Origin of the sequence: Paenibacillus barengoltzii NBRC 101215 (genome assembly GCF_004000745.1) — a bacterium.
In the GTDB taxonomy this organism is placed as follows: domain Bacteria; phylum Bacillota; class Bacilli; order Paenibacillales; family Paenibacillaceae; genus Fontibacillus; species Fontibacillus barengoltzii.
This window is the reverse complement of sequence record NZ_BILV01000058.1, coordinates 1-22391: the sequence shown is the minus strand read 5'-3', so window position 1 is coordinate 22391 and position 22391 is coordinate 1. Positions and strand designations below refer to the sequence as shown.

The window sequence follows — 22391 nt, the reverse complement described above, 5'->3', positions numbered from 1 at the left end:
AGGCTCATTCCCCGCCCGACAACAACTTCAGCAGCTTCTGCGGAATGTTGAACTTCTGGTTGTCGATGAGCAACTGGAACTCTTCGGAGGCTTCGACTTGGTGAGCGTGCTTGATTTCCTCCATTTCCTGCTGCAGCTGTTCCATTTTCAAGTCCAGCTCGTAGGCGGTGTCGGCGGCGTTCTTGAGATCCTGGAGCAGACGATCCGGTACGGACTCGTTGTATTTATAGAAAATTTTGTGCTCCAGACTGGCCCAGAAATCCATGGCAATGGTGCGGATCTGAATTTCGACACACACCATTTCCTCGCCGTCTGACATGAACACCGGCACTTCGACCAGCATGTGCAGGCTTTTGTATCCGTTCGGCTTGGGGTTCTTGATGTAATCTTTGATCGTAAGGATCTTCAGGTCCTTCTGCGCCTGCAGCATTTCGCTGATCCGGTAAATGTCCGAGATAAACGAACAGGTGATGCGAATGCCGGCGATGTCGCGGATACTGCGCTTGATATCCTCTAAGGAGGAAGCGCCGCCTTTGCGGTACAGCTTCTTCATGATGCTTTCCGGAGATTTGATTCTAGACTTCGTATGCTCGATCGGATTGTAGTCGTGGAGAAGCTGAAACTCCTCCTGCAAAATTTCGATTTTTGTCTCCACCTCGTGGAGAGCAAATTTGTACATCATCATAAATCGGGTCAACGACTTCTGCATGGCCTTCATTTGCTCTAAGGGGTTCACAAAAGATTGATTTATCATTAGGGGCTCCATCCTTTAACATTGTTCATCACATGATTTCCATTTCCATTATAGCTTAGGAGACAGGCCAGATGCCAGAAAGGGGGATATCATGAGCGAACGCCCCTGATTGATTGTACTTACGAGGTTTGCAGCAGGGGCAACGCGTCCGTCAATTGGATCTTATACGATTTGACCAGGGTCTCCCCATTGGTCGTATCAGCTTCGTAAGCCCGTTCGAATCCGAGGCTCTCATACAGCTTCACCGCAGCGGCCATCATGTCCGACGTATGTAGGTACAGCGTGCGGGCGCCCAGCTCCAGGGATCGGCGGGCGGCCTCACGAATAAGCTGCTTTGCAATTCCGCGTCTGCGGGCATAGGGGGATACGGCGAGCAGCCGGATGATGGGGGATTGGATGCCTAGGTCCGATCTCCCATAGGCCGCTTCCGAGTTCAGGAACAGCTGCACGCTGCCCACGATGTCTCCGTTAAGCTCGGCGACAAGGCGGGCATAAGGGCCGTTGCCGTAGACAGAGCTTCGGATGTTCTCGCGATATTCCTCCCACCGCTCACGGGGCATATCAAACGCATATTGCCGGTAAGCTTCCAGCATCACCTTGGCAATTTGTTCCCGTTCATCCTCCCGGGCATCCCGGATTAACACTTCCTGCTCTAAACGGCTCATCTCTCCAACACTCCTTATCGAAGTAATTCATTTAACATCCCAATCAGGTGAAGTGAAATCAGTATAGACTAAATACCGACTAACCGCATCGGAATATAAAAATATTTACACAGACATTAAAAAATTCTATATCGAACGATTGACAAAAAGTGGCGGGCTCCCTAAGATTAAGGATAATTTCAATAAAACCGCCTATGTAGATTGGTATAGTAAGAAATATAGAGTAATTAGGGGAGGGATCTTTTTGAACATCGATCATATTGAGGCGTTTGTATACATCAATCACTACGGCAGCTTCAACAAAGCGGCGGAGGTGTTATTTCTTTCGCAGCCGACGGTGACCGCGCGGATTCAATCGCTGGAGCGGGAGCTGGATTGCCGATTGTTCGATCGCTTGGGGAAACAAATCCAGCTGACGGAGAAGGGAAAACAATTTCTGCCTTATGCCCAGCAAATCCTCCAGATCTACCAAAAGGGAAAACATCATCTCCATTCCCGGTCGGGTACCCCTGAGGAGCTTCGGATTGGCAGCACCGTTTCCGTGTCCAACTATTTAATGCCGCACCTGCTCGTGCTTCTGCATCAACGCTTTCCGCTGATCAACTTCAAGGTGACAACCGGTCCGACTGACGTTCTGGCAGGCAAGCTGGCGGCCAAGGAAATCGATGTGGCATTTGCACGCAAGCAGATGAGTCCGTCGTTCCAATCCTATCCTTTCTATGATGATCCGATCCGGCTATACGTGTATAAGGATCACCCGCTTGCCGCTGCCGGAAGTGCATCCATCCGCGACATCCGGCGGGAACCGCTGGTGTTCTTCGAATGCGGCTCCCTCGACTGGATGCGAATTCACCGCGCGTTCGAAAGCCTGGAGCAGCCGCCAAACATCGTGTTTCAAGTCGATAATGCCGAGACTGCGAAGAAGCTTGTGATCAGCCGGGCCGGCATCTGCTTTCTCCCTGGGTTGTCCGCCAGACAAGAAGTGCAGGAGGGAATCCTCGTGCCGGTAGACATCCTTGAGACGGCAGGCGTTTCTTTACAAACCCACCTTATCTCCCTCAGCGGTGAAAACAACGTGTTTTTGGACGCTTTGTTAGAGCTAGGCGCTTCTCCTATCGACGATTTGCATGTACCCATAGAAAAACTCGATTAGACGTGTAACAAAAATCACAGTAAAGTAGTGTCAACATAATCCTGACTAAACTTATAGGGATTGTAAAACAAAGATCACCGTGAATAAGGAAGGGGTTAGAGACATGAAGAGATGGTTAAGTGCAGCGGCCGTACTGGTGTTAGCGGGGGCGCTGGCAGGATGCGGAGCGGGAGCGTCCGGCGGGACGGAAGCGAAGGATACGGCGGCGAGTGCGGACACGGGGGAAGTGAAGAAAATCATCGTAGGGACGGGCACAGGCTTTCCGAAAGTATGCTTTATCGACGAGAACGGGAAATTAACCGGATTTGACGTTGAGCTGGTCCGCGAGATCGATCAGCGTCTTGAGGAATATGAATTCGAGTTCCATACCCAGGAGTTTTCCAACCTGCTGCTGAGCTTGGAGACGAAGAAGATCGATTTTGTCGCTCATGAGATGGAGAAGAACCCGGAGCGGTCCGAGAAATACCTGTTTAACAAAGAGCCCTACGCGCACTGGAGAAATAAGATCATCGTCGCGAAAGACAACAATACGATTCATTCCTTGGATGATTTGAAGGGGAAGAAGGTGTTGACCTCACCAACCAGCGCGCAGGCACAAATTTTGGAGAACTACAACAAGGAAAATAACAATGCTATCGAGATCGTGTACCAGAGCGGTGCAGCCAACGATACGGTCAGCCAAATCACTTCCGGCCGCGTCGAAGCCACATTGGGAGCGGACTTCTCGCTGTCGCTGATCGATCCCCAAGGCAAGCTGAAGACGACCGGGGAGGAGCTGTCACAAGCCGATATTCTCTTCGTCTTCCGCAAAGACGATCCGGAGGGACAGAAGCTGGCGGATGCGATCGACGGGGTCATCAAGGAATTGAAGGCGGATGGAACCTTAAGCAAGCTGAGCAAGGAATGGCTGGGAGAAGACTTCACTAGCTAATCAACAAGGCGGGAAAGGAGGGAGATTTTCATGGGGGCACCGTTTGATTTTTCTTTCGTGATCAGCGCCTTTTCGAAGCTGTGGTCGACGCTGGGCGTCACCTTGCTGATTGTGGGCGGGTCGCTGCTGACGGGAATGATCGTCGGGTTTGTGATCGCGTTCCCCCGGCTGTATCGGATTCCGGTGTTGCAGCAGTTTTCGAAGGTATATGTCTCTTTTTTCAGAGGGACGCCGATCTTGATCCAATTGTTCCTGTTCTACTATGGCTTGCCGGAGCTGTTGAAGCTGGTCCACCTGGATATCTCCCGAGCGCCCGTGTTGTTCTTCGTCATTTTGACCTACGGCCTGCATACCGGAGCCTTTATGTCGGAGATGATCCGCGCTTCGGTGACGGCCGTGGATCGGGGACAGGTCGAAGCAGCCTATGCGATCGGGATGAAGGGGCATCAAGCATTCACCCGAATTGTATTGCCGCAAGCGTTGGCGGTGGCGGTGCCGGTCTTCTCCAATATGGTGATTGCCTTGTTGAAGGATACTTCGCTGGCGTTTACCCTTGGCGTCATGGAACTCACCGGCAAAGCCCAGACGCTTGGCGCGCTTACTCAGCATTTTATTGAAGCGTATTTGGCTCTGGCGTTCATCTATTTGGTCGTGAGCTTCACATTAGAGAAGCTGCTGCGGGCCGCCGAACGGCGTTTGCTGAAGCATGAGCAGCCGGATGGAGCGGAGAGAAGGAGATTTCGGATCGAGCGGAAGCCGTCGCTGAGAGGCATGTTTGTTGGGCTCGGCGCAGAAAAAGGAGGCGCAAAACTATGAAAATCGACCCTTCGTTTATCTGGACGGCCTTCGTTCAGCTGTTATCGGCGATTCCCACCACCTTAATGATCACTGCCGTGTCCGTCTCGGTTGGCTTTGTCATTGGCGTGATCACCGCGCTGTTCCGGCTGTATCGGGTTCCTGTGCTGGGGCAAATCTCCACCGCTTATGTCACCTTTATTCGCGGAACGCCCATGCTGACGCACTTATTGCTGATTTACTTCGGGTTGCCGGTCATTATTGACGGCTTATCGGAGGGGTTCGGCTGGGGCTTTAAGTCCGCCTCCATTCCGATGATTGCTTTTGCCTATATTTCCTTTTCTATCACGGCCGGGGCTTATATGTCCGAGGTCGTCCGCTCGGGGCTGCTGGCGGTGAACCGCGGGCAGCTCGAAGCAGCCTATTCCATCGGGATGACGACGTTTCAGGCGCTGCGGCGGATCGTGTTCCCCCAGGCGCTGGCGTTCAGCCTGCCGAACCTGTCCAACTCGGCGATCGGGATGCTGCACGGGTCGACGCTGGCTTTTACCGTATCCGTCGTGGATATTAACGCGAAAGCGCAAATCGTTGCCTCGACCAACTGGAAGTTTTTTGAGGCCTATGTTGCAGCGGCGTTGATTTTCTGGGGGCTGACCGTCCTGATCGAACGGCTCACGGCGCGGCTCGAGAAACGAATCCAACTTTACAATCGGGGGGGAGTGGCATGATTCAGCTTCGTCAATTATCCAAGTCTTTTGGGCGCCAGCAGGTCTTAAAATCGATTGATCTGACGGTGAACCAAGGCGATGTCGTAGTCATTCTGGGACCAAGCGGCTCCGGCAAAACGACGCTGCTGCGATGCATCAACTATCTGGAGAAGCCCAGCGGCGGCGAGATTGCCATCGGCGATTACCGGGTGAACTGCAGCCGCGCGACCAAGAAAGACATTCATACCCTCCGGCAAAAGACGGCGATGGTGTTTCAGCAATATAACTTGTTTCGGCACAAGACGGCGCTGGAGAACGTGATGGAAGGCTTGGTGATCGTCAAAAAAATACCCAAGGAAGAAGCCAAAGCCCGCAGCATCGCTTTGCTGGAGAAGGTGGGGCTGGCCGGTAAGCTGGACGCTTATCCAAGCCAGCTGTCCGGAGGCCAGCAGCAGCGGGTGGGCATTGCCCGAGCACTGGCGCTTGAGCCGGAGGTTATTTTATTTGACGAACCTACGTCGGCGCTGGACCCGGAGCTGGTTGGCGAAGTGCTGGAGGTCATTCGCAAGATTGCCAAGGAAGGGATCACGATGATCGTCGTGACCCATGAGATGGGGTTTGCCCGGGATGTGGCCAACCACGCCGTATTTATGGACGGCGGCGTCATCGTGGAAGAAGGGAGCCCGGCGGAGTTGCTGTATCATCCGCGTGAAGAGCGGACGAAGCAGTTTCTGAAACGGATTACCCCTGAGCCGAGCTATAGCATTTAAGCATTTAGGATTTAGGAGGCGAAAGAGAGATGGGACTCACGATTAGCGTGTTGGATCAAAGCCCGGTTTACCCGGGGGAGAGTGCGGAGCAGGCGTTTAAGCATACCGTATCGCTGGCCCGCAAATCCGAGGAGCTGGGGTTCCGGCGGTTTTGGGTGTCTGAGCATCATGATTCGGAGCAGGTGGCCGGTTCCTCGCCCGAGGTGCTGATTTCCTACCTTCTGGCGAAAACGAGCACGATCCGGATCGGCTCCGGCGGCGTGATGCTCCAGCATTACAGCCCGTATAAGGTGGCGGAAAATTTCAACGTGCTGGCTTCTCTGGCGCCGGGGCGGGTCGACCTTGGCGTTGGCCGGGCTCCAGGAGGTTTGCCGAAGAGCACGCAGGCTTTGCAGCAAGGCGTAAGGGAATCGGCGACCTTGACAGACAAAATCGTGGAGCTGCGCAAATACGTGCAGAACCGCCTGGAGGCGGACCATCCGCTGGCCGGATTGCGCGCGGCCCCGCTCCCGGCGGAGGCTCCTGAGCTCTACGTGCTTGGGGCGAGCGTGGATAGTGCGCAAATCGCTGCAGGACTAGGCTTGCCTTATGTGTTTTCCTTGTTTATTAACGGGGATCCGGCGATTGCGCTCAAGGCGATCCAAACCTACCGGGAGAGATTTGAGGCGTCCCACGGTACCGAGCCTCAAGTCATCCTGGCGTTGTCCGTCATCGTCGCCGAATCTGAAGCGGAAGCCGCCGAGCTTGCCGGCAATCAGAAGGTTGTGAAGGTGCGGCTCGCCAGCGGCAAATTGGTGACGCTTGGCACACGGGAGCAAGCGGAAGAGTTCGGCCGTCAGGCCGGAGAGCCCTATACGATCGAGGAGCAGGAGCCTTGGATTGTTAAAGGGACCAAGGCAACGGTCCGGGAGCAGCTGTTCGCGCTGCAGAAGGACACCGGCATCGAGGAAGTGATTGTCACCAGCAATATCACGCCTTTCGAGAAGCGAGTCCGCTCCTTTGAGCTGCTTCGCGAAGCATTAGTCGAAGTGACGGTGGAGGCGTAACATGTCTAACGATACTTATACGACTCAAGAGTTGTCCGGTACAGCGGCAGAGCGGTTCGTAGAGATTCGCCGGGAGTTGCACCGGTACCCGGAACTGTCAAACGAAGAGTTCGAGACGACCCGTCAAATTCGCGGCTGGCTGGAGGAAGCGGGCATCCGGATCCTGGACATTCCGCTGACAACGGGGCTGGTAGCCGAGGTTGGCGGGCTCCAGGGCGGGCCGGTCATCGCGCTTCGGGCGGATATCGACGCACTGCCGATTCAGGAGGAGACGGGACTCCCGTTTGCTTCGGCGAATCCCGGCAAGATGCACGCCTGCGGGCATGATTTCCATACTGCCGCCCTGATCGGTACGGCGTATGCGTTGAAAGCGCGGGAGGCAGAGCTGAAGGGCACGGTCCGGCTGATCTTCCAGCCAGCCGAAGAGAAGGCCAAAGGCGCGCGGCAAGTCATCGCCAGCGGGGCGCTCGATGGGGTGCAGGCGATCTTCGGCATGCACAATAAGCCCGATCTTCCCGTCGGGACGATCGGGATCAAGAGCGGCGCGCTTATGGCCGCCGCCGATGGCTTTGTTGTAGAGGTCGCGGGACGGGGGACCCACGCCGCCGTGCCGGAAGCCGGCAACGACCCGATCGTCACCGCCGCGCATCTCGTGACGGTGCTGCAATCGATTATCAGCCGGAACGTCGGCTCCCTGGAGAGTGCCGTCATCAGCGTCACGAAGCTCCACAGCGGCACGGCATGGAACGTCGTCCCTGAAACAGCGCTGCTGGAGGGCACGATCCGCACCTTTGATGAAGAGGTGCGGCGGCGGGTGCTACAGCGCTTCGAAGAGGTGGTTCAAGGAGTGGCGGCTGCATTTGGCACGACAGCTTCCGTCCGCTGGATCGAAGGGCCGCCGCCCGTGCTGAACGATCCCAAGCTGGCGGAGCTTGGGCTGGCGGCCGCAGAGGCGGCGGGGTATCAGGGCATCATGCCGGTTCCGTCGCCGGCAGGAGAGGATTTTTCGTGGTATCAACGGGAAGTTCCGGGGCTCTTCGTCTTTATGGGGACGGATGGGCCGCAGGAATGGCATCATCCAGCCTTTGATCTTGACGAGCGGGCGATTCCGGTAAGCATCGGCTTCTTCACGAAGCTGGCGGAGCTGGCATTGGAGGAGCTGGCACGGGATAACCGCCGGAAGGAAGGCGCGTCCCGATGAGCACGCCCGCCGTTTATGACGTCATCGTCGTTGGCGCAGGCTCCATGGGGATGAGCGCCGGGTACTATTTGGCCCGTAAGGGGCTGCGAACGCTGCTGATCGATGCATTTGATCCGCCGCACCGGGAAGGCAGCCATCACGGCGAACCCCGGCTGATCCGGCATGCTTACAGCGGAGATCCCGTGTATACGGAATTGGCGGTTCGCGCCCACCGCTTATGGAATGAAGTGGAGGAGCTGACCGGAACTCGGCTGCTGGAGCCGTCCGGCGTGCTGAATATCGCGGATCGCACCATCTATTCCTTTAAGGAGCGAATTGCGCAATCGGAGGCGCTGGGCGTCCGTACGGAATGGCTGGATGCGGCAGAAATCCGCGCCCGCTGGCCAGAGCTGACGATCCCGGATTCGTTTGAGGCGATGTATGAGCCGGACGCCGGGTACTTGTACAGCGAGCGATGTGTGGAGGCGTATCGCAAGCTGGCGTTGGCGCAAGGCGCGGAGCTGCTGACGTACGCCATCGTGCGGGATTTGAAGGTACACAGCGGAGCAGGCGGCGTGACGGTTTATACCGCGGACGACAAGTTTCATGCCGGGGCCGTTCTGCTTACTGCCGGGGCATGGTTCAGCACGCTCGCCCCGTTCGTCAACCTTCCCATTCGCGCCGTGCGCAAGGTGGTCGGATGGTTCGAGACAACCGGTCCTGGCTTCGACGCGGGACGTTTTCCCGGGTTTACATTGGGGACGCCGGAAGGCGGGTATTACGGGTTCCCGAACATCGGCGGAGCCGGTCTTAAGATCGGCCGCCATGACGGCGGAATCCCCTGGACCCCGGGGGAGACGTTGGCGCCTTTCGGAAGCCGTCCCGAGGATGAAGCGGATTTGCGCCGCGTGCTGTCAGCCTATATGCCGGGGGCGGCCGGCCGCCTAAAGCAAGGCGCGGTCTGCAAATACGAGATGTCGCCGGATGAGGATTTTATCATCGACCGGCATCCAGAGCACCCGCAGGTTTGGGTGGCGGGCGGTTTTTCCGGACACGGCTTCAAATTTGCCAGCGTGATTGGGGAGCGGCTTGCGGACTTGGTTGAAAAAGGGAAGACGGATGACTCGCTGCGGCCGTTTGCGCTGGATCGTTTTGGCCAGTTGGCGAAGTAGAGAGATTTGGCGCTGGACCTGATTGGGCCAGTTGGCGTAGCAGGGAGTTCGGGAAGAAGCTTAATTTGGAATCGGAGGGGATGGCATGACTAAAGTAAATTTTGAAGCTTTTTTGAATACACATGGACAGCTCGTTACGGCCATTGATGGCCTCAGCGAGGAGCAGACCACTTGGAAGCCAAAGCCGGAGAGCTGGAGCGTACTGGAGGTATTAACCCACTTGGTGGATCACAGTATCGTTGTCTCTTTTCGGATCCGGGATATTCTGGCGGGAACGGAGGCGCGGCTGCCGGCTTTTAACCAAGACGCCTGGATCAGCGGGCAATATTCCAACGCAGGTAAAGTCTCCGATGTGCTGCAGGCCTTTCATGCGTTGCTTTTGTACAACAGCCTGCTGTTAAGCCGCCTGGATGCGGCCGACTTGGAGAAAACCGGCGTGAACGCCAAGGGAGAAACTGTCTCCATCAAGGATATTGTCGAGGGCTTTACCAACCACGTCCAACGTCATATGGGGCAAATCGATCGAATCAAACAAGCAGCCGGGTTTGCCCTAAGCAAGAGCTAAGGCTAGGAAACGAACGATACCCAAACGATAAGGAGGAACGAGATCATGGCGAAACCAAGACAACTCAAATTAGGCGCATTATTGCACGGGGTAGGAGGAGGAACCTCCCTGTGGCGTCATCCGGATGTGCAGGCGGATGCCAGCGTGAATATCGACGTGTATAAACGTTGGGTGCAAAAGGCGGAGGCCGGCAAATTCGACCTGGTATTTATTGCGGACGGCTTATACATCACGGAGAAATCGATCCCCCATTTCCTGAACCGCTTTGAGCCCTTAACGCTCCTCAGCGCCCTGGCGGCGGTCAGCAAGCATGTGGGTCTGGTCGGAACGTTGTCCACTTCGTACAGCGAGCCGTTTACCGTTGCCCGGCAGTTCGCCTCCTTGGACATGATCAGCGGCGGGCGCGCAGGCTGGAACGTCGTAACCTCCCCGTTGGAAGGCTCGGCGCTGAACTACGGGAAGAAGGAGCATCCGGACCATGCCAAACGTTACCGGATTGCCACCGAGTTTCTGGAGGTGGTCCGCGGTCTGTGGGATTCGTGGGAGGACGACGCATTTGTGCGGGATAAGGAGACGGGGGTATTTTTTGATCCGGAAAAAATGCACACGCTGAACCACGTCGGAGAATTCTTCTCGGTGAAGGGGCCGCTGAACATCGCCCGCTCTAAGCAAGGGCAACCCGTGATCTTCCAGGCGGGCTCCTCTGAGGTCGGCAAAAATTACGCAGCCAAGCACGCGGACTCCGTGTTCACCGGGCATGAGACGATCGAGGACGCGCAAGCTTTCTACCAAGATGTGAAGTCCCGCGCCGCATCGTTTGGACGGAATCAGGAGGAAGTCCTGATCTTTCCGGGGATCAGCCCGATCCTTGGCCGTACGCCGGAGGAAGCGGAACGCAAATATCAAGAGGTCGCCAGCCTGGTGACGATCGAGAATGCGCTGGACTATTTGGGCCGTTTCTTCGAGCATCATGATTTCTCCCAATATCCGCTGGATGAGCCGTTCCCGGATGTCGGGGATTTGGGCAAAAACAGCTTCCAAAGCAGCACGGATAAAATCAAAAAAGACGCCAAGGAAAAAGGGTTGACGTTAAGACAAGTGGCGCTTCAAGTCGCAACGCCGCGCGGCGGATTTATCGGGACGCCGGTGCAGGTCGCAGACCGGATTCAGGCCTGGTTCGAGGGAGGCGCAGCCGACGGGTTTATGATTACCGCTGCCGTTCCGAACGGACTGGAGGATTTTGTGGATCTGGTCGTACCGATTCTGCAGGAGCGCGACCTGTTCCGGACTGAATACGAAAGCGATACGCTGCGCGGCAACCTGGGCCTGCCGTTTCCGGAGAACCGATATACGCTGGAGCGTAAAGCGGTAGCGGCTAAATCCTGAGGCGGGTATCGGCATGCTGAGGTGGTGCCGTTAGTTTTGCAGTATCAGGAGATGGATCACGAATAGGAGGAGATCAAATTATGAGCAAAATCGTTATTATCGCTGGGAGTCCAACCTTAGGTTCACGGTTGTTCGGATTAACGGATTACGTACAGGAGAAGTTGACCCAAGCGGGCAATTCCATCGATTGGTTCTCGGCGGCAGAGCTGCCGGCGGAGGATTTGCTCCGGGCGAATTTCAACAGCGAGGTTGTGAAGGAGCTGAACGCAGCGGTTGAAGCGGCCGATGCCGTCATCATCGCCAGCCCGGTCTATAAAGCGTCTTATTCGGGCGCGCTGAAGACGATCCTGGATTTGATCCCGCAAAAAGGGCTCCAAGGCAAAGTAGTGCTGCCGCTGTTCATCGGCGGGACGATTGCCCATTTGCTGGCGGTGGATTACGCGTTGAAGCCGGTGGTTGCGGCGCTTGGCGGAACTCATATTCTCAGCGGTGTATTTGCCGTCGATCAATGGGTTAGCCGGTTGGAGAACGGCGGGTTTGCGCTGGAAGAGCAGCTTCGGGTGCGGCTGGACGAGGAGGTAGCCGAGCTGAACCGGGAACTGGCCCGTTATCGGCTTGGGGCAGAGGAGCAGAAGCAAGGCCAGGTTGTGTAAATTCAGAAGGCGATGTGCCTGAAGGTGAAGGAGAGCCTCACGGGATTCTGTGCTGCACTAATGCCGACTAAACATATGAGTTAATGATTGATTAGAGTGTCATAATTTCTAAATTAAACAAAGGTGGAGTGAACAATGGGTTCCCATTCCAATAGACAGCTCCGGTTCGGAGCCGCGATTCATGGCGTAGGGAGCAGCCATACGGCGTGGAGGCATCCGCAGATTCCTTCGGATGCCAGCGTAAGCCTTGCTTTTTATACGCAACAGGCGCAAATCGCTGAAAACGGAAAATTCGATTTTGTATTCATTGCGGACGGTCTCTACATCAATGAAAAATCGATCCCGCATTTTCTGAACCGGTTCGAGCCGATTACGATCTTGTCTGCGCTTGGCGCTGTAACTTCACGGATCGGCCTGGTCGGAACGCTGTCGACCTCGTACAGCGAGCCCTTTACGGTCGCCCGGCAGTTCGCGTCGATCGACTATATTAGCAAAGGGCGGGCCGGTTGGAACGTTGTGACTTCACCTTTGGAAGGGACGGCCCTCAATTTTGGCGGCAAACCGCACCCCTCGCATTCTGAGCGATACCGAATCGCCGAGGAATATTTGGAGGTCATCAAAGGCCTGTGGGACTCCTGGGAGGATGACGCTTTTATTCGCGACAAGGAGAGCGGGGTTTTCTTCGACCCGTCCAAAATGCATCGGTTGAATCACGAGGGCGAGTATTTCTCCGTACAGGGCCCGTTAAACATCGCGCGTTCCAAGCAGGGCCAACCAGTCGTGTTCCAAGCCGGCTCCTCCGAAAGCGGCCGCAACCTTGCGGCCAAGACGGCGGACGCGGTATTCACCGGACCGGAGACGCTTGAAGAAGCCAAGGCGTTCTATCAGGACGTGAAGCTGCGCGCCGTCGAAAATGGGCGTTCCCCTAATGAGATTCTGATCTTCCCGGGAATCGGTCCAATCATTGGCCGGACTGAGGAGGAAGCGGAGCGGAAATACCGCGAAATCGCCGAATTGGTGACGCCGGACAAAGCGCTGGAGTACCTTGGACGGTATTTTGAGCACCATGATTTCTCCCGATATCCGCTGGATGAGCCGTTCCCGGATCTGGGCGATTTCGGTTCGAACAGCTTCCGCAGTACAACGGAACGTATCAAGAAACGGGCGAAGGAGCAGAACCTGACGCTCCGGGAAGTTGCGCTGCAGGAGGCGACGCCAAGGACGGTGTTCTTTGGCACGCCGGAGAAGGTTGCGGATATTGTGCAGCAATGGTTCGAGGAACAGGCGGCGGACGGTTTTATTATCGGAGAAAGCGTTCCGGGCGGGCTGAGAGATTTCGTGGAATGGGTCGTGCCGATTCTGCAGGAACGCGGATTGTTCCGCACCGATTATGAGGCGGATACGCTTCGCGGCAATCTGGGGCTGCCTGTGCCGGTGAACCGTTACACGGCGCAGAGGGCGCTGCAACAGGCCGGCAGCGTTCGGTATGTCTGATCAAACGTTAGTTTAAGCACAGGGAGGGCGTTGATGCCATGAGAATCATGAAAACCAAGCGCAGTAAATCCATCGTCGCAGCGGCAACGATGATGGTGGTGCTGCTATCGGCCTGCGGGAGCCATCCAACCGCACAAGAAAGCCCAAAGGCTGAGGCGTCCGCCTCGGATGCCGAACAAACAGCTGCCGCACAAGGCGGGGAACTCACTTATGCGCTGGCGACCTCACCCGATACGTTGGACCCGCATCGCAGCGGGCTTGCCGTAGCGGTTCGGGTCCTTCGCACGATCTATGACAGCCTGGTCGTCCAGCTGCCGGACAATACCATCAAGCCGTGGCTGGCGAAGGAATGGACGGTTTCGGAGGACGGGCTCAGCTATACCTTCAAGCTCCGGGAGGATGTCAAATTCCATGACGGAACCCCGTTTAATGCCGAAGCGGTTAAATTCAACTTCGACCGGATTCTCGATCCGGCCACAAAAGCGGCGAATGCGGCTGCCTTGCTTCAGCCGTACGAATCCTCCGAGGTAATTGACGAGTACACCGTCAAGCTCAACCTTTCGACACCGTCCAGAGCGTTCCTTGGCAACCTCAGCCAGGCGCTGCTTGGCATCGTCTCGCCGACGGCAGCCAAGCAATACGGTGATCAGCTGGGACAGCACCCGGTGGGAACCGGACCGTATAAATTCGTGAAATGGGAGGAAAACGCCGGCATTCAGGTGGAGCGCAATCCAGATTATCATTGGGCGCCTGAATTGGTCGACAACCCGGGAGCGCCTTATCTGGACAGCGTGAACTTTCGTATCATTCCGGAGGAAGCGACCCGGATCGGAAGCGTGCAGAGCAAGCAAGTGCTCGCTGCCGAAACGGTGCCGCCTCAGAATGCGATCGCACTGAAGAACCATGCCGAGCTGCAGTTGCTCCAGACCAATACGGTCGGCCTGCCGTATACGTTATTTTTTAATCTGGACCATGCCCCCTGGAATGAGCTGAAGGCCCGGCAAGCCGTGCAGCTCGCAGTTGATGTGGATGCGATCGTCAAGACCTTGTACTTAGGCACTTACGAGCGGGCTTGGTCACCGCTGACGCCGGGAACGTTTGGCTACGATCCTTCGCTGGAGAACTCGATTCAACCTGATCTAACGAAGGCCAACCAGCTGCTGGATGAGTTGGGATGGGTGAAGGGAGCGGACGGCATCCGGGAAAAAGACGGCAAGAAGCTCACCCTGCATTACGTCGACGGAACCCCGAACCGGGAAAAACGCAACGACATCGCAGTGATCATTCAGCAGCAGTTGAAGCAAATCGGCATCGCCGTTGAGGTGGAGATCACCAAAGATGTCCGGACCGTGGTGTATACCAACGGAGATTACGATTTATACGGAAACAGCCAAGTCAATTCTGATCCGAACGCACTCTATTCGTTCTACCATTCCTATGATCCGAACGGACAGCCCACCTTGTCGCGGCTGAACAGTCCAGAGGTGGATGAGTGGCTCGAGCAGGGAAGAGTGGAGAAGGATGACGCGAAACGGGCGGAGCTGTACAAGAAAGTGCAGCATTACATTATCGACAATGCGATCATTCTTCCGATCTATGTGTTCCCTTATACCGTAGCTGCATCCCAGTCCGTACAAGGAATCAAATTCGATTCCCTCGGCTATCCGTTGTTTAACGACGTTTCATTAAAGAAGTAACGCGAAGGGAGCTGCATTAGGAAAATGGTTTGGACGATCTTCCAGCGGCTGATCGCCTCGTTGCTGGTCATTTTCGGATCGCTGGTGCTGGTCTTCACCATTTTGTACGTCCTGCCCGGCGATCCGACGGACGCGATGATTGATCCCGCGCTGGCGACGCCGGAGGCGATTGCGGCCTTACGGCACCAGCTTGGCGTTGACCAGCCGTTCCACGTTCAGCTCCTGCGGTATTTCGGCGGTATATTCCGGGGAGACTTCGGCAACTCGCTGCTGAATTCGGACCCGGTGCTGCCCAAGATCGTGGAGAGCTTGCCGGCTACGCTCGCTTTAACGGCGGCCAGCGCCTTCGTGTCCGTCGTTGTCGGGATCCTGCTGGGCGTTCTCTCGGCGATCCATCGCAACCGGGCGATTGACATTATTGCCCGGATCATCGGATTATTTGGCATCTCCATGCCGACGTTCTGGTCGGGCATTCTGCTGATCCTGATCTTCTCGATTACGCTGGGCTGGTTCCCGGCGATGGGATCGGACGGCTGGAGGACCCTCGTCCTGCCGGCCCTTGCACTTGGCACCGTCGGGGCGGGATTTATCCTCCGGATGGTTCGGAGCAGCATGCTCGATGTCATTGGGGAGCAGTTTATCGTCACCTTGCGATCCAAGGGACTCACCGAGCGCGCGGTGATGTACCGGCATGCGCTCAGGAACGCGTTGATCCCGGCTGTGACGATGATTGGCATGCTGATCGGCGAGATGCTGGCCGGCACGGTCGTGATCGAGACCGTATTTTCCCGGCAGGGCATCGGCAGGGTGATCTCGGACGCCATCATGGCCAAGGACTTGCCGGTGGTTCAAGGTGTTATCCTGTTTTCTGCCGCCATTTATGTATTCGTTAATCTGCTAGTGGACATTTCTTATGCGATCATCGATCCACGAGTCCGACGCTCCACTTAATGAGGTTCACGTACTTTATGAACGGGAGGGAAATCGAGTGAGAGAAGCGATCTTCTCCAAAACCGTCTGGCGCGAACGTAAAGCCGGAGCTTCGGCCGCGCCGCGAACCGGCCGATTTTCGGTCAATGACCTGCTTCTGGTGTTGGCCGGATTATTCATCTTGTTTATCGTCGCATGCGCCATCGTCCCTTCCTGGATCGCTCCGTATGCTCCGACGGAAATGCTGACGGACCGTATCCTGCAAGCGCCCAGCCGGGCTCATCCGTTGGGTACGGATTATTTCGGCAGGGATGTCTTCAGCGTGATCGTGCATGGAAGCCGCGATTCCCTCTTTATCGGGCTGGCTTCCGTGCTGACCGGCGGGTTGATCGGCGGAGCTTTCGGAGCCATCGCCGGGTATGCGGGCGGATGGGTGGATACGGTAATGATGCGAATCAACGATATTCTGATGACGATTCCGGGGATTCTGCTCGCGCTTGCGATCGCCGCGGCCCTTGGCCCCAGCCTGTTTAACATCGTGCTGGCCGTCGCCGTCTCCTCCGTACCGGGATATGCCCGCGTGATGCGAGCTCAAATTTTAAGCATTAAAAACCGCACGTTCGTGAAAGCCGCCGCCTCCATCGGCGCTTCGCCCTGGTCGATCTTCTGGAAGCATGTGCTGCCGAACTCCCTTTCACCGCTGCTGGTCATGGCGGCGGTGGGGATCGGCACGTCGATTCTGACGGGATCGGGTCTCAGCTTCCTCGGGCTGGGCGTGCTTCGCGAAATCCCGGACTGGGGGACGCTGCTGTCCCAGGGCAGAGGTTACCTGACCGTAGCTTGGTGGATCTGCACTTTTCCAGGGCTGGCGATTACCTTGTTTGTCTTGGCAGTCAATATACTGGGGGACCGTCTGAGAGATCATCTGGATCCGAAAAAACTTACGCAGCGATAGGAGGGGGCCATGAGGAGCGCATTGTTGGATATTCAGCAGCTTTCCGTTGATTTCAGCACCCGAAACGGACTGATCCAGGCGATTCGGGATGTCACCTTAACGATCGGAGAAGGGGAAACCGTTTGCCTCGTCGGCGAGTCCGGAAGCGGCAAGACGGTCACCTCCAAAGCCATTATGCGCTTGATCGATCATGAGAACGGCAGGATCACGGGCGGCAGCCTCCGCTTAGGCGGGACCGATTTGACGGGACTGTCTGAGGCGGAGCTTCGCCGGGTTCGCGGAAAAAAGATGGCGATGGTGTTCCAAGAGCCGATGGCCGCCTTTGACCCGGTATTTACAATCGGCCGGCAAATCCGGGAAACCATCCTGCAGCATGAGCGGATCTCCAAGCGGGAGGCCGATGAGCGGGCGGTTCGCCTGCTTGAACGCGTGGGCATTCCGGAGCCGAGGCTGCGGCTGAAGCAATACCCGGGCGAACTGTCGGGCGGCATGCTGCAACGGGCGATGATCGCGATGGCGCTGTCCTGCGGCCCGGACCTGCTGATCGCAGATGAGCCGACAACCGCATTGGATGTGACCATCCAAGCGCAGATTCTGAGCTTGCTTAAGGACTTGCAGCAAGAGTTCGGGATGTCGATTTTGCTCATCACGCATGATTTGGGGATTGCCGCCGATATCGCTGACCGTATTGTGGTGATGTATGCCGGGGAAATCGTGGAGGAGGCGCCGGCAGAGCAATTGTTCCGACTCCCCCGCCATCCGTATACCCGCGGACTGCTCCGCTCCATCGCTAAGCTGGATACCGTCCGCGGGACCCGGCTCCATTCCATCGAAGGGTCGATTCCCAGCCTGGCCGAGCCGCCCAGCGGGTGCCGGTTTCATCCCCGTTGCGCTTACGCCACGGAAAGCTGTATTCGGGAAGCCCCGCCTTTAGTGGCAGATGCAGAAGGCCGCCGAACCGCTTGCTGGCACTCGGAAGAGCTGGTCCGGCAGGATAGCTGGCTTGCGGCGCAACCGGAAATCGAAGCCGCCCCGATACACGTACGCAGCTCTTCCTCGGAGAGCGAAGGCCCCATCGCGACGGCCGAACCGACTGATGTAAACGAAGGCGAGGTGCTGTTTGCCGCTGAGCATTTGCGCAAATATTACCGCGTTCACGGCGGAGGCTTAGGGAAACGGAACCGGCTGATCCGTGCCGTAGACGATGTCACGTTTACGATCAAGAAAGGGGAAACCTTTGGCCTGGTTGGCGAATCCGGCAGCGGGAAGTCGACGCTGGGGAGGGTGCTGCTGCAGATGGAGAAAGCGACGGCAGGAAGCGTGTTGTTCGCCGGCGAGGACCTTACTCGACTGAGCGGAGCAGCCTTGCGTTCGGCCCGCCGCCATATGCAGACGATTTTTCAGGATCCTTATGGCTCGTTTGATCCGAGGTGGAAAATCGGGGATAGCATCGCTGAACCGCTCAAAGTTCACGGAGATTTGCCCTCTGGGGAAATCAAGGAGCGCGTTCGCGAATTGTTGGAGCTCGTTGGTTTGGACCCATCTTGGGACGAACGGTATCCGCATGAGTTCTCCGGCGGGCAGCGGCAACGCATCGGCATCGCCCGGGCTATCGCCTTGAACCCGCAGTTCATCTTAGCGGATGAAGCCGTCTCGGCCCTGGACGTGTCCGTCCAGGCTCAGATCATCAACCTGCTGCAGGACCTGCAGCAGAAGCTGGGGCTGACCTATCTGTTTATCGCCCACGGGCTGCAGGTCGTGCGGCATATTTCCGACCGGATTGGCGTGATGTATCTCGGGAAGCTGGTGGAGATTGCCCCAAGCGAATCGCTGTTCCTTCGGCCGGCCCACCCGTATACCCGGGCGCTGATCGACTCCATTCCCCGGAGCCGCCCGGGCGAGGGACAGGGGCAAGGGCAGCTTCCCCGCGGCATCACCGGTGAAATCCCATCCCCGGCGAATCCCCCGGCAGGCTGCCGGTTTCACACCCGCTGCCCGTTTGCCGTCTCGCGCTGCCGGGAAGAGGAGCCGCAGCTTCGGCCGCTCGAAGGCGGCCATTACGCGGCCTGTCATTTTCCGTTATGAGGACTGGAACTGAACGCCGGTTCTGGCCCATTCTCCTGACGTTGTTTTTAGGGTCCTTTGCCGGGGTATATCACGTCGTGTCGCTAAACGTCTCGCTTCCCGGCTTTATCGGGATATTTCATGCCGAGCTGAATACCGTACAGTGGGTGATTACCGGCTTTTCCTTGGCCTGCGGCATGATCGCGCCGGTCAGCGGATATGTATGCCTTCGGTTTGGGAGCAAACGGGTGTTTCTGTGGTCGCTGGCAGGGATCAGCGTGACCTCGCTGCTGTGCGCGATCTCGTGGAACGTTCAGGCGCTGATCGGGTTTCGTATCCTGCAGGGGCTGTTCTGCGGACTGATCCAGCCGGTCTCCCTGATGATGATTTATCAGACGCTGCCGCGCGAACGCCAACCGCTGGCCGTCAGCGTCTGGTCGTTTTCCACGGTGCTGGCCACAGCGATTGGACCTTCGCTAAGCGGTTGGTTTCAGCAGGTGGATTGGCATCTGATTTTTCTCGTGACCGTGCCGCTCGGCATCGGCGCTTGGATCGCCGCGAAGGTTCTGCTGCCGTCTGCAGGAGGCGCCGACGCATCAAGAAAATTAGATATCGCCGGGCTGTTCCTTGCCACCGGAGGAAGCCTGGCCATGCTGCTGCTGTTCGGGAATTTGCATCAATGGGGGCTTGCTTCTCCCTTAACCTGGGCGTGCTTGATCGCCGGAGGTGCAGCCTTCGTAATGTTTGTGCGAGTGGAGTTACGCACCCCAGAGCCGCTGTTGAATCTGCGGTTATTTCGCAATTTACCCTTTACAGCAAGCTTAAGTCTGACCCTGATTCTTACGGTAGCCCTGTACTCCGGGGTGTATTTCATCCCGCTGTTCCTCGAGGAAATCCGCGGAATGTCCGCCTTCCATATCGGGCTGCTGTTTCTTCCGGCTGCGGCGTGCCTGACCTTGGCGACCTTCCTCTCAGGGAAAATATACGCTTCCCGTGGCCCCGCGCTGCTGGTTGGTGCGGGCAGCTTGCTGCTGCTGGCGGCCAACCTGCATTTCAGCCGGCTTCATCCGGAGACGACGCTGCTTTCGGTGATCATCTGGTTATGCATTCGTAACGCCGGTACGGGGTTTGCACTCACTCCAGCCACCGGCAGTGCGATGGGGGCGGTGTCCGAGCAGGAATCGGGAGATGCTTCGGCGCTGCTCAGCTGGCTGAGGCAGATCGTTAGCTCCATATCGCTGGGGATGTTCACGTCTGTGTTCTACGTCCGTTTGGGGATCCATGAAGCCCGGATGCATGCCGAGCTTAACGCTAACGGGCTGAGTCGAGAACAGTTGTACAGGGAGGCGTATACGCAGAGCATTGGAGATGCCTTTTGGCTGGCGAGCGGGTTAATTGCCGCAGCGATTCCTCTTGTTTGGCTGATCCGTAGAAAGAGACAGCCACAAGATGCCGGTGCTCCTGCTTTAAAACGCTCTGTCTGAGGAAAGTAGTCCAATGTAACTTTGATTAACCCGGCAGGAGGCGAAAGCCTGATGAAAGTTGCTTTGTTCAGCTTGATGATGAATGTTCCCAATGCGGTAACGGGGGAAGCGTGGACGGCGCAGCAAAAATTTCAAAATGTGATCGACCAGGCCATCCTCGCCGAAAAACTGGGGTTCGATGCTTATGGGATCGGTGAGAGACACGGGGAACCTTTTCTCTCTTCTTCACCGCCGTTGGTCCTGACCGCGATCGCTGCTCAGACCACCCGCATTCGCCTTCTCACCACCGTTACGGTGTTGAGCGTGCTTGACCCAGTTCGGGTCGCCGAGGATTATGCCACCTTGGATCATTTGTCCGGAGGGAGGCTGACGATGATCATCGGCAAAGGCAACGATCCCCGGCATTACTCGTTGTTTGGCATCACAGAAGAAGAGCAATGGGAGTCGCTCGCCGAACGATACGGATTGCTGAAGCGGCTGTGGACGGAGGAGAAGGTAACCTGGTCGGGCCGTTACCGGCCCCCGCTCCAAGAGGTAACGACCTTTCCGAGACCCCACCAATCGGAAATCCCCGTATGGCACGGCAGCGCATCAAGCACGCTGTCGACGGAGCTCGCCGCCCGGTACGGGGAGCCGATTTTTTCTTCGAACTCTTTTCACCCGTTTGAAAAATACAAAGCCTTAATCGATCATTACCGCGAACGACTGGTCTATTATGGCCATGATCCCCACAAAGCGGTGGTGGGAGCCGGTTCAGGAAGTTTATATCTCGCGGACACGGCCGAGGAGGCCTTGCGGCGGTTTAGACCCTATTATGAGGCGTTCAGCGGGACGGAGGCCGCCAAGCACAATCAATCGCCGTTTACCTCGCTAAAGGATATGGTGGAACGGGGACCGGCCTTAATCGGCAGCGCTGAACAGATTATCGTGAAAATCCTGAAATACCACGAGGCCTTCGGACATACCGTGCTGGGGATTAGCGTGGACGGATTAAGTGAGGCCGAGCAGCGGGAGCAGCTTCACCGGTTTGCCGAAGAGGTGCTGCCGGTTTTGAAACGGGAGATTCCAAACCCCTTGTACCGTGGAATTTAAAAAAAGAGCTTCTTTACACCCGAAAGGGGGTGGAGAAGCTCTTTTTGCTGTTCACTCAAGCTGGGGTTTCACTCAGCCGCCCAGCTGCGATTTTACTTGCTGCACTTCTTGATCGTCCGCCATCATCGCCGGTTGGTAGAATCCCTTGGAGCGAGCCAGTTGGAACAGCTCGTATTGCGATTTCTCGCAGTTGTCCCGAATTTGCTGAATCGTCGATCTCAACTGGGGATTTGCACATTCGGAAATGACGCTGGAATAGGTGGTCAAGCTGCTTTTGACCATGGACAACGCGTCGTTCACCATTTCTTTATCCTGCATCATCGTGTAAAGCTCCTCCTAATTCAGAAATGACATCAGCTGCTGCTTTGTATTTAATGCGTCCTGGGCTGATTTTTGAAAATACGCTTTGACTTGCGGATCCACGGATTGCTGCGCGTAGGCGAGCATTTTTTGATGTGCCGTTTCATGAGCGCCGATCAGGTGTCGCAAGCTTTGCAGCTCCTGTTGATTGATTTGGGCCATGCCATTTGCTCCTTTCAGGTGGTATTCGCTGGTTATTGTTTGCGAAACCTGCGCAAATATGCGGGGGAGTTGATTTTTTCATGGAAAAAAGAGGCGTGTCTGTGAAGAAAATGTGACGAACTTTAGGGAGAAATAGGCCATTTGTGTCATGCGCGCTATCAAGTTTGTGACCAGAATCACAAATGCCGTGCCATGTGAACTATTAAAATAGTCACTGTGATTTTGTGGAAAATCGTTAAAAATAAAGATGTAAAGGCAGGCATTATTTAGATTAATTCCAATGAGGCCATTCGTGCACCAGGATATCAATCTATGAAAATATAATTCAAAGGTGGAATCATCATGTCTAGGCGAGGTAGTGCATTCCAATTAACTG

The 22391-nt window shown here is 56.3% G+C and carries 22 protein-coding genes; 18 read left to right on the top strand and 4 right to left on the bottom strand.

Annotated elements, in window-relative coordinates:
- Positions 1-4: 4 nt before the first annotated feature.
- Together PBA01S_RS16135 and PBA01S_RS16130 are read right to left on the bottom strand one after the other, a co-directional pair.
- Entirely contained in the window at positions 5-754 is a 750-nt protein-coding gene (locus PBA01S_RS16135) for a GTP pyrophosphokinase (protein ID WP_127576343.1), read from the bottom strand.
- A 119-nt stretch (positions 755-873) separates the two neighbouring features.
- A complete protein-coding gene (locus PBA01S_RS16130; protein WP_127576342.1) occupies positions 874-1419 on the bottom strand; it encodes a GNAT family N-acetyltransferase in 546 nt (181 codons plus the stop codon).
- Between the two features lie 244 nt (positions 1420-1663).
- On the opposite strand from PBA01S_RS16130, the gene PBA01S_RS16125 reads away from it, so the two are divergent.
- From PBA01S_RS16125 to PBA01S_RS16040, 18 genes are all read left to right on the top strand, one after another.
- A complete protein-coding gene (locus PBA01S_RS16125; protein WP_127576341.1) occupies positions 1664-2572 on the top strand; it encodes a LysR family transcriptional regulator in 909 nt (302 codons plus the stop codon).
- A gap of 103 nt (positions 2573-2675) precedes the next feature.
- Positions 2676-3503: a transporter substrate-binding domain-containing protein gene (locus PBA01S_RS16120; RefSeq protein WP_127576340.1), complete on the top strand. Its 828-nt coding sequence runs from the start codon at positions 2676-2678 to the stop codon at positions 3501-3503.
- Between the two features lie 30 nt (positions 3504-3533).
- Positions 3534-4319, top strand: a complete 786-nt coding sequence (locus PBA01S_RS16115; RefSeq protein WP_009224585.1) for an amino acid ABC transporter permease — start codon at positions 3534-3536, stop codon at positions 4317-4319.
- The gene (locus PBA01S_RS16110; protein WP_127576339.1) at positions 4316-5026 is read left to right on the top strand and encodes an amino acid ABC transporter permease; all 711 of its coding nucleotides are present in this window, start codon (positions 4316-4318) and stop codon (positions 5024-5026) included. The genes PBA01S_RS16115 and PBA01S_RS16110 overlap by 4 nt, the downstream gene beginning before the upstream one ends.
- The gene (locus tag PBA01S_RS16105) at positions 5023-5775 is read left to right on the top strand and encodes an amino acid ABC transporter ATP-binding protein (RefSeq protein ID WP_127576338.1); all 753 of its coding nucleotides are present in this window, start codon (positions 5023-5025) and stop codon (positions 5773-5775) included. The genes PBA01S_RS16110 and PBA01S_RS16105 overlap by 4 nt, the downstream gene beginning before the upstream one ends.
- A gap of 29 nt (positions 5776-5804) precedes the next feature.
- Positions 5805-6821 carry an LLM class flavin-dependent oxidoreductase gene (locus PBA01S_RS16100; protein ID WP_127576337.1) on the top strand — a complete coding sequence of 339 codons (1017 nt, stop codon included), beginning with the start codon at positions 5805-5807 and terminating at the stop codon, positions 6819-6821.
- A gap of 1 nt (position 6822) precedes the next feature.
- Positions 6823-8022 (top strand): amidohydrolase, encoded by a 1200-nt coding sequence (locus PBA01S_RS16095; RefSeq protein WP_127576336.1) that lies wholly within the window; start codon positions 6823-6825, stop codon positions 8020-8022.
- Positions 8019-9173: an N-methyl-L-tryptophan oxidase gene (gene solA, locus PBA01S_RS16090; RefSeq protein WP_127576335.1), complete on the top strand. Its 1155-nt coding sequence runs from the start codon at positions 8019-8021 to the stop codon at positions 9171-9173. The genes PBA01S_RS16095 and solA overlap by 4 nt, the downstream gene beginning before the upstream one ends.
- 85 nt (positions 9174-9258) lie before the next feature.
- Entirely contained in the window at positions 9259-9738 is a 480-nt protein-coding gene (locus PBA01S_RS16085; RefSeq protein WP_127576334.1) for a DinB family protein, read from the top strand.
- Positions 9739-9783: 45 nt separating this feature from the next.
- Positions 9784-11124 carry an LLM class flavin-dependent oxidoreductase gene (locus tag PBA01S_RS16080; protein WP_127576333.1) on the top strand — a complete coding sequence of 447 codons (1341 nt, stop codon included), beginning with the start codon at positions 9784-9786 and terminating at the stop codon, positions 11122-11124.
- An 80-nt stretch (positions 11125-11204) separates the two neighbouring features.
- Positions 11205-11777 carry an NADPH-dependent FMN reductase gene (ssuE, locus tag PBA01S_RS16075; RefSeq protein WP_009224593.1) on the top strand — a complete coding sequence of 191 codons (573 nt, stop codon included), beginning with the start codon at positions 11205-11207 and terminating at the stop codon, positions 11775-11777.
- A gap of 135 nt (positions 11778-11912) precedes the next feature.
- Positions 11913-13271: an LLM class flavin-dependent oxidoreductase gene (locus PBA01S_RS16070; RefSeq protein ID WP_028538694.1), complete on the top strand. Its 1359-nt coding sequence runs from the start codon at positions 11913-11915 to the stop codon at positions 13269-13271.
- A gap of 38 nt (positions 13272-13309) precedes the next feature.
- Positions 13310-14968 carry an ABC transporter substrate-binding protein gene (locus tag PBA01S_RS16065; protein WP_009224595.1) on the top strand — a complete coding sequence of 553 codons (1659 nt, stop codon included), beginning with the start codon at positions 13310-13312 and terminating at the stop codon, positions 14966-14968.
- 24 nt (positions 14969-14992) lie between these two features.
- Positions 14993-15919, top strand: coding sequence for an ABC transporter permease (locus tag PBA01S_RS16060; RefSeq protein WP_028538696.1), 927 nt, complete (start codon positions 14993-14995; stop codon positions 15917-15919).
- Positions 15920-15956: 37 nt separating this feature from the next.
- The gene (locus PBA01S_RS16055; RefSeq protein ID WP_036699952.1) at positions 15957-16853 is read left to right on the top strand and encodes an ABC transporter permease; all 897 of its coding nucleotides are present in this window, start codon (positions 15957-15959) and stop codon (positions 16851-16853) included.
- A gap of 9 nt (positions 16854-16862) precedes the next feature.
- A complete protein-coding gene (locus PBA01S_RS16050; protein WP_127576332.1) occupies positions 16863-18938 on the top strand; it encodes an ABC transporter ATP-binding protein in 2076 nt (691 codons plus the stop codon).
- Entirely contained in the window at positions 18935-20401 is a 1467-nt protein-coding gene (locus PBA01S_RS16045) for a DHA2 family efflux MFS transporter permease subunit (RefSeq protein WP_127576331.1), read from the top strand. Before PBA01S_RS16050 ends, PBA01S_RS16045 begins: the two co-directional genes overlap by 4 nt.
- Positions 20402-20452: 51 nt before the next feature.
- On the top strand, positions 20453-21493 hold the full coding sequence (locus PBA01S_RS16040) for an LLM class flavin-dependent oxidoreductase (protein ID WP_028538700.1): 1041 nt from the start codon (positions 20453-20455) through the stop codon (positions 21491-21493).
- A 72-nt stretch (positions 21494-21565) separates the two neighbouring features.
- Here the strand turns inward: PBA01S_RS16040 and PBA01S_RS16035 are convergent, their stop codons facing one another.
- Both PBA01S_RS16035 and PBA01S_RS16030 read right to left on the bottom strand, forming a co-directional pair.
- Positions 21566-21814 (bottom strand): spore coat protein, encoded by a 249-nt coding sequence (locus tag PBA01S_RS16035; RefSeq protein ID WP_085170805.1) that lies wholly within the window; start codon positions 21812-21814, stop codon positions 21566-21568.
- Between the two features lie 15 nt (positions 21815-21829).
- Positions 21830-22015: a hypothetical protein gene (locus PBA01S_RS16030; protein WP_009224602.1), complete on the bottom strand. Its 186-nt coding sequence runs from the start codon at positions 22013-22015 to the stop codon at positions 21830-21832.
- Positions 22016-22391 lie beyond the last annotated feature (376 nt).

Coding starts and splice junctions, on each gene's coding strand:
- PBA01S_RS16135 (WP_127576343.1), bottom strand. CDS start 754: ATGATAAATCAATCTTTTGTGAACCCCTTAGAGCAAATGAAGGCCATG.
- PBA01S_RS16130 (WP_127576342.1), bottom strand. CDS start 1,419: ATGAGCCGTTTAGAGCAGGAAGTGTTAATCCGGGATGCCCGGGAGGAT.
- PBA01S_RS16120 (WP_127576340.1), top strand. CDS start 2,676: ATGAAGAGATGGTTAAGTGCAGCGGCCGTACTGGTGTTAGCGGGGGCG.
- PBA01S_RS16115 (WP_009224585.1), top strand. CDS start 3,534: ATGGGGGCACCGTTTGATTTTTCTTTCGTGATCAGCGCCTTTTCGAAG.
- PBA01S_RS16110 (WP_127576339.1), top strand. CDS start 4,316: ATGAAAATCGACCCTTCGTTTATCTGGACGGCCTTCGTTCAGCTGTTA.
- PBA01S_RS16105 (WP_127576338.1), top strand. CDS start 5,023: ATGATTCAGCTTCGTCAATTATCCAAGTCTTTTGGGCGCCAGCAGGTC.
- PBA01S_RS16100 (WP_127576337.1), top strand. CDS start 5,805: ATGGGACTCACGATTAGCGTGTTGGATCAAAGCCCGGTTTACCCGGGG.
- PBA01S_RS16095 (WP_127576336.1), top strand. CDS start 6,823: ATGTCTAACGATACTTATACGACTCAAGAGTTGTCCGGTACAGCGGCA.
- solA (WP_127576335.1), top strand. CDS start 8,019: ATGAGCACGCCCGCCGTTTATGACGTCATCGTCGTTGGCGCAGGCTCC.
- PBA01S_RS16085 (WP_127576334.1), top strand. CDS start 9,259: ATGACTAAAGTAAATTTTGAAGCTTTTTTGAATACACATGGACAGCTC.
- PBA01S_RS16080 (WP_127576333.1), top strand. CDS start 9,784: ATGGCGAAACCAAGACAACTCAAATTAGGCGCATTATTGCACGGGGTA.
- ssuE (WP_009224593.1), top strand. CDS start 11,205: ATGAGCAAAATCGTTATTATCGCTGGGAGTCCAACCTTAGGTTCACGG.
- PBA01S_RS16070 (WP_028538694.1), top strand. CDS start 11,913: ATGGGTTCCCATTCCAATAGACAGCTCCGGTTCGGAGCCGCGATTCAT.
- PBA01S_RS16065 (WP_009224595.1), top strand. CDS start 13,310: ATGAGAATCATGAAAACCAAGCGCAGTAAATCCATCGTCGCAGCGGCA.
- PBA01S_RS16060 (WP_028538696.1), top strand. CDS start 14,993: ATGGTTTGGACGATCTTCCAGCGGCTGATCGCCTCGTTGCTGGTCATT.
- PBA01S_RS16050 (WP_127576332.1), top strand. CDS start 16,863: ATGAGGAGCGCATTGTTGGATATTCAGCAGCTTTCCGTTGATTTCAGC.
- PBA01S_RS16045 (WP_127576331.1), top strand. CDS start 18,935: ATGAGGACTGGAACTGAACGCCGGTTCTGGCCCATTCTCCTGACGTTG.
- PBA01S_RS16040 (WP_028538700.1), top strand. CDS start 20,453: ATGAAAGTTGCTTTGTTCAGCTTGATGATGAATGTTCCCAATGCGGTA.
- PBA01S_RS16035 (WP_085170805.1), bottom strand. CDS start 21,814: ATGATGCAGGATAAAGAAATGGTGAACGACGCGTTGTCCATGGTCAAA.
- PBA01S_RS16030 (WP_009224602.1), bottom strand. CDS start 22,015: ATGGCCCAAATCAATCAACAGGAGCTGCAAAGCTTGCGACACCTGATC.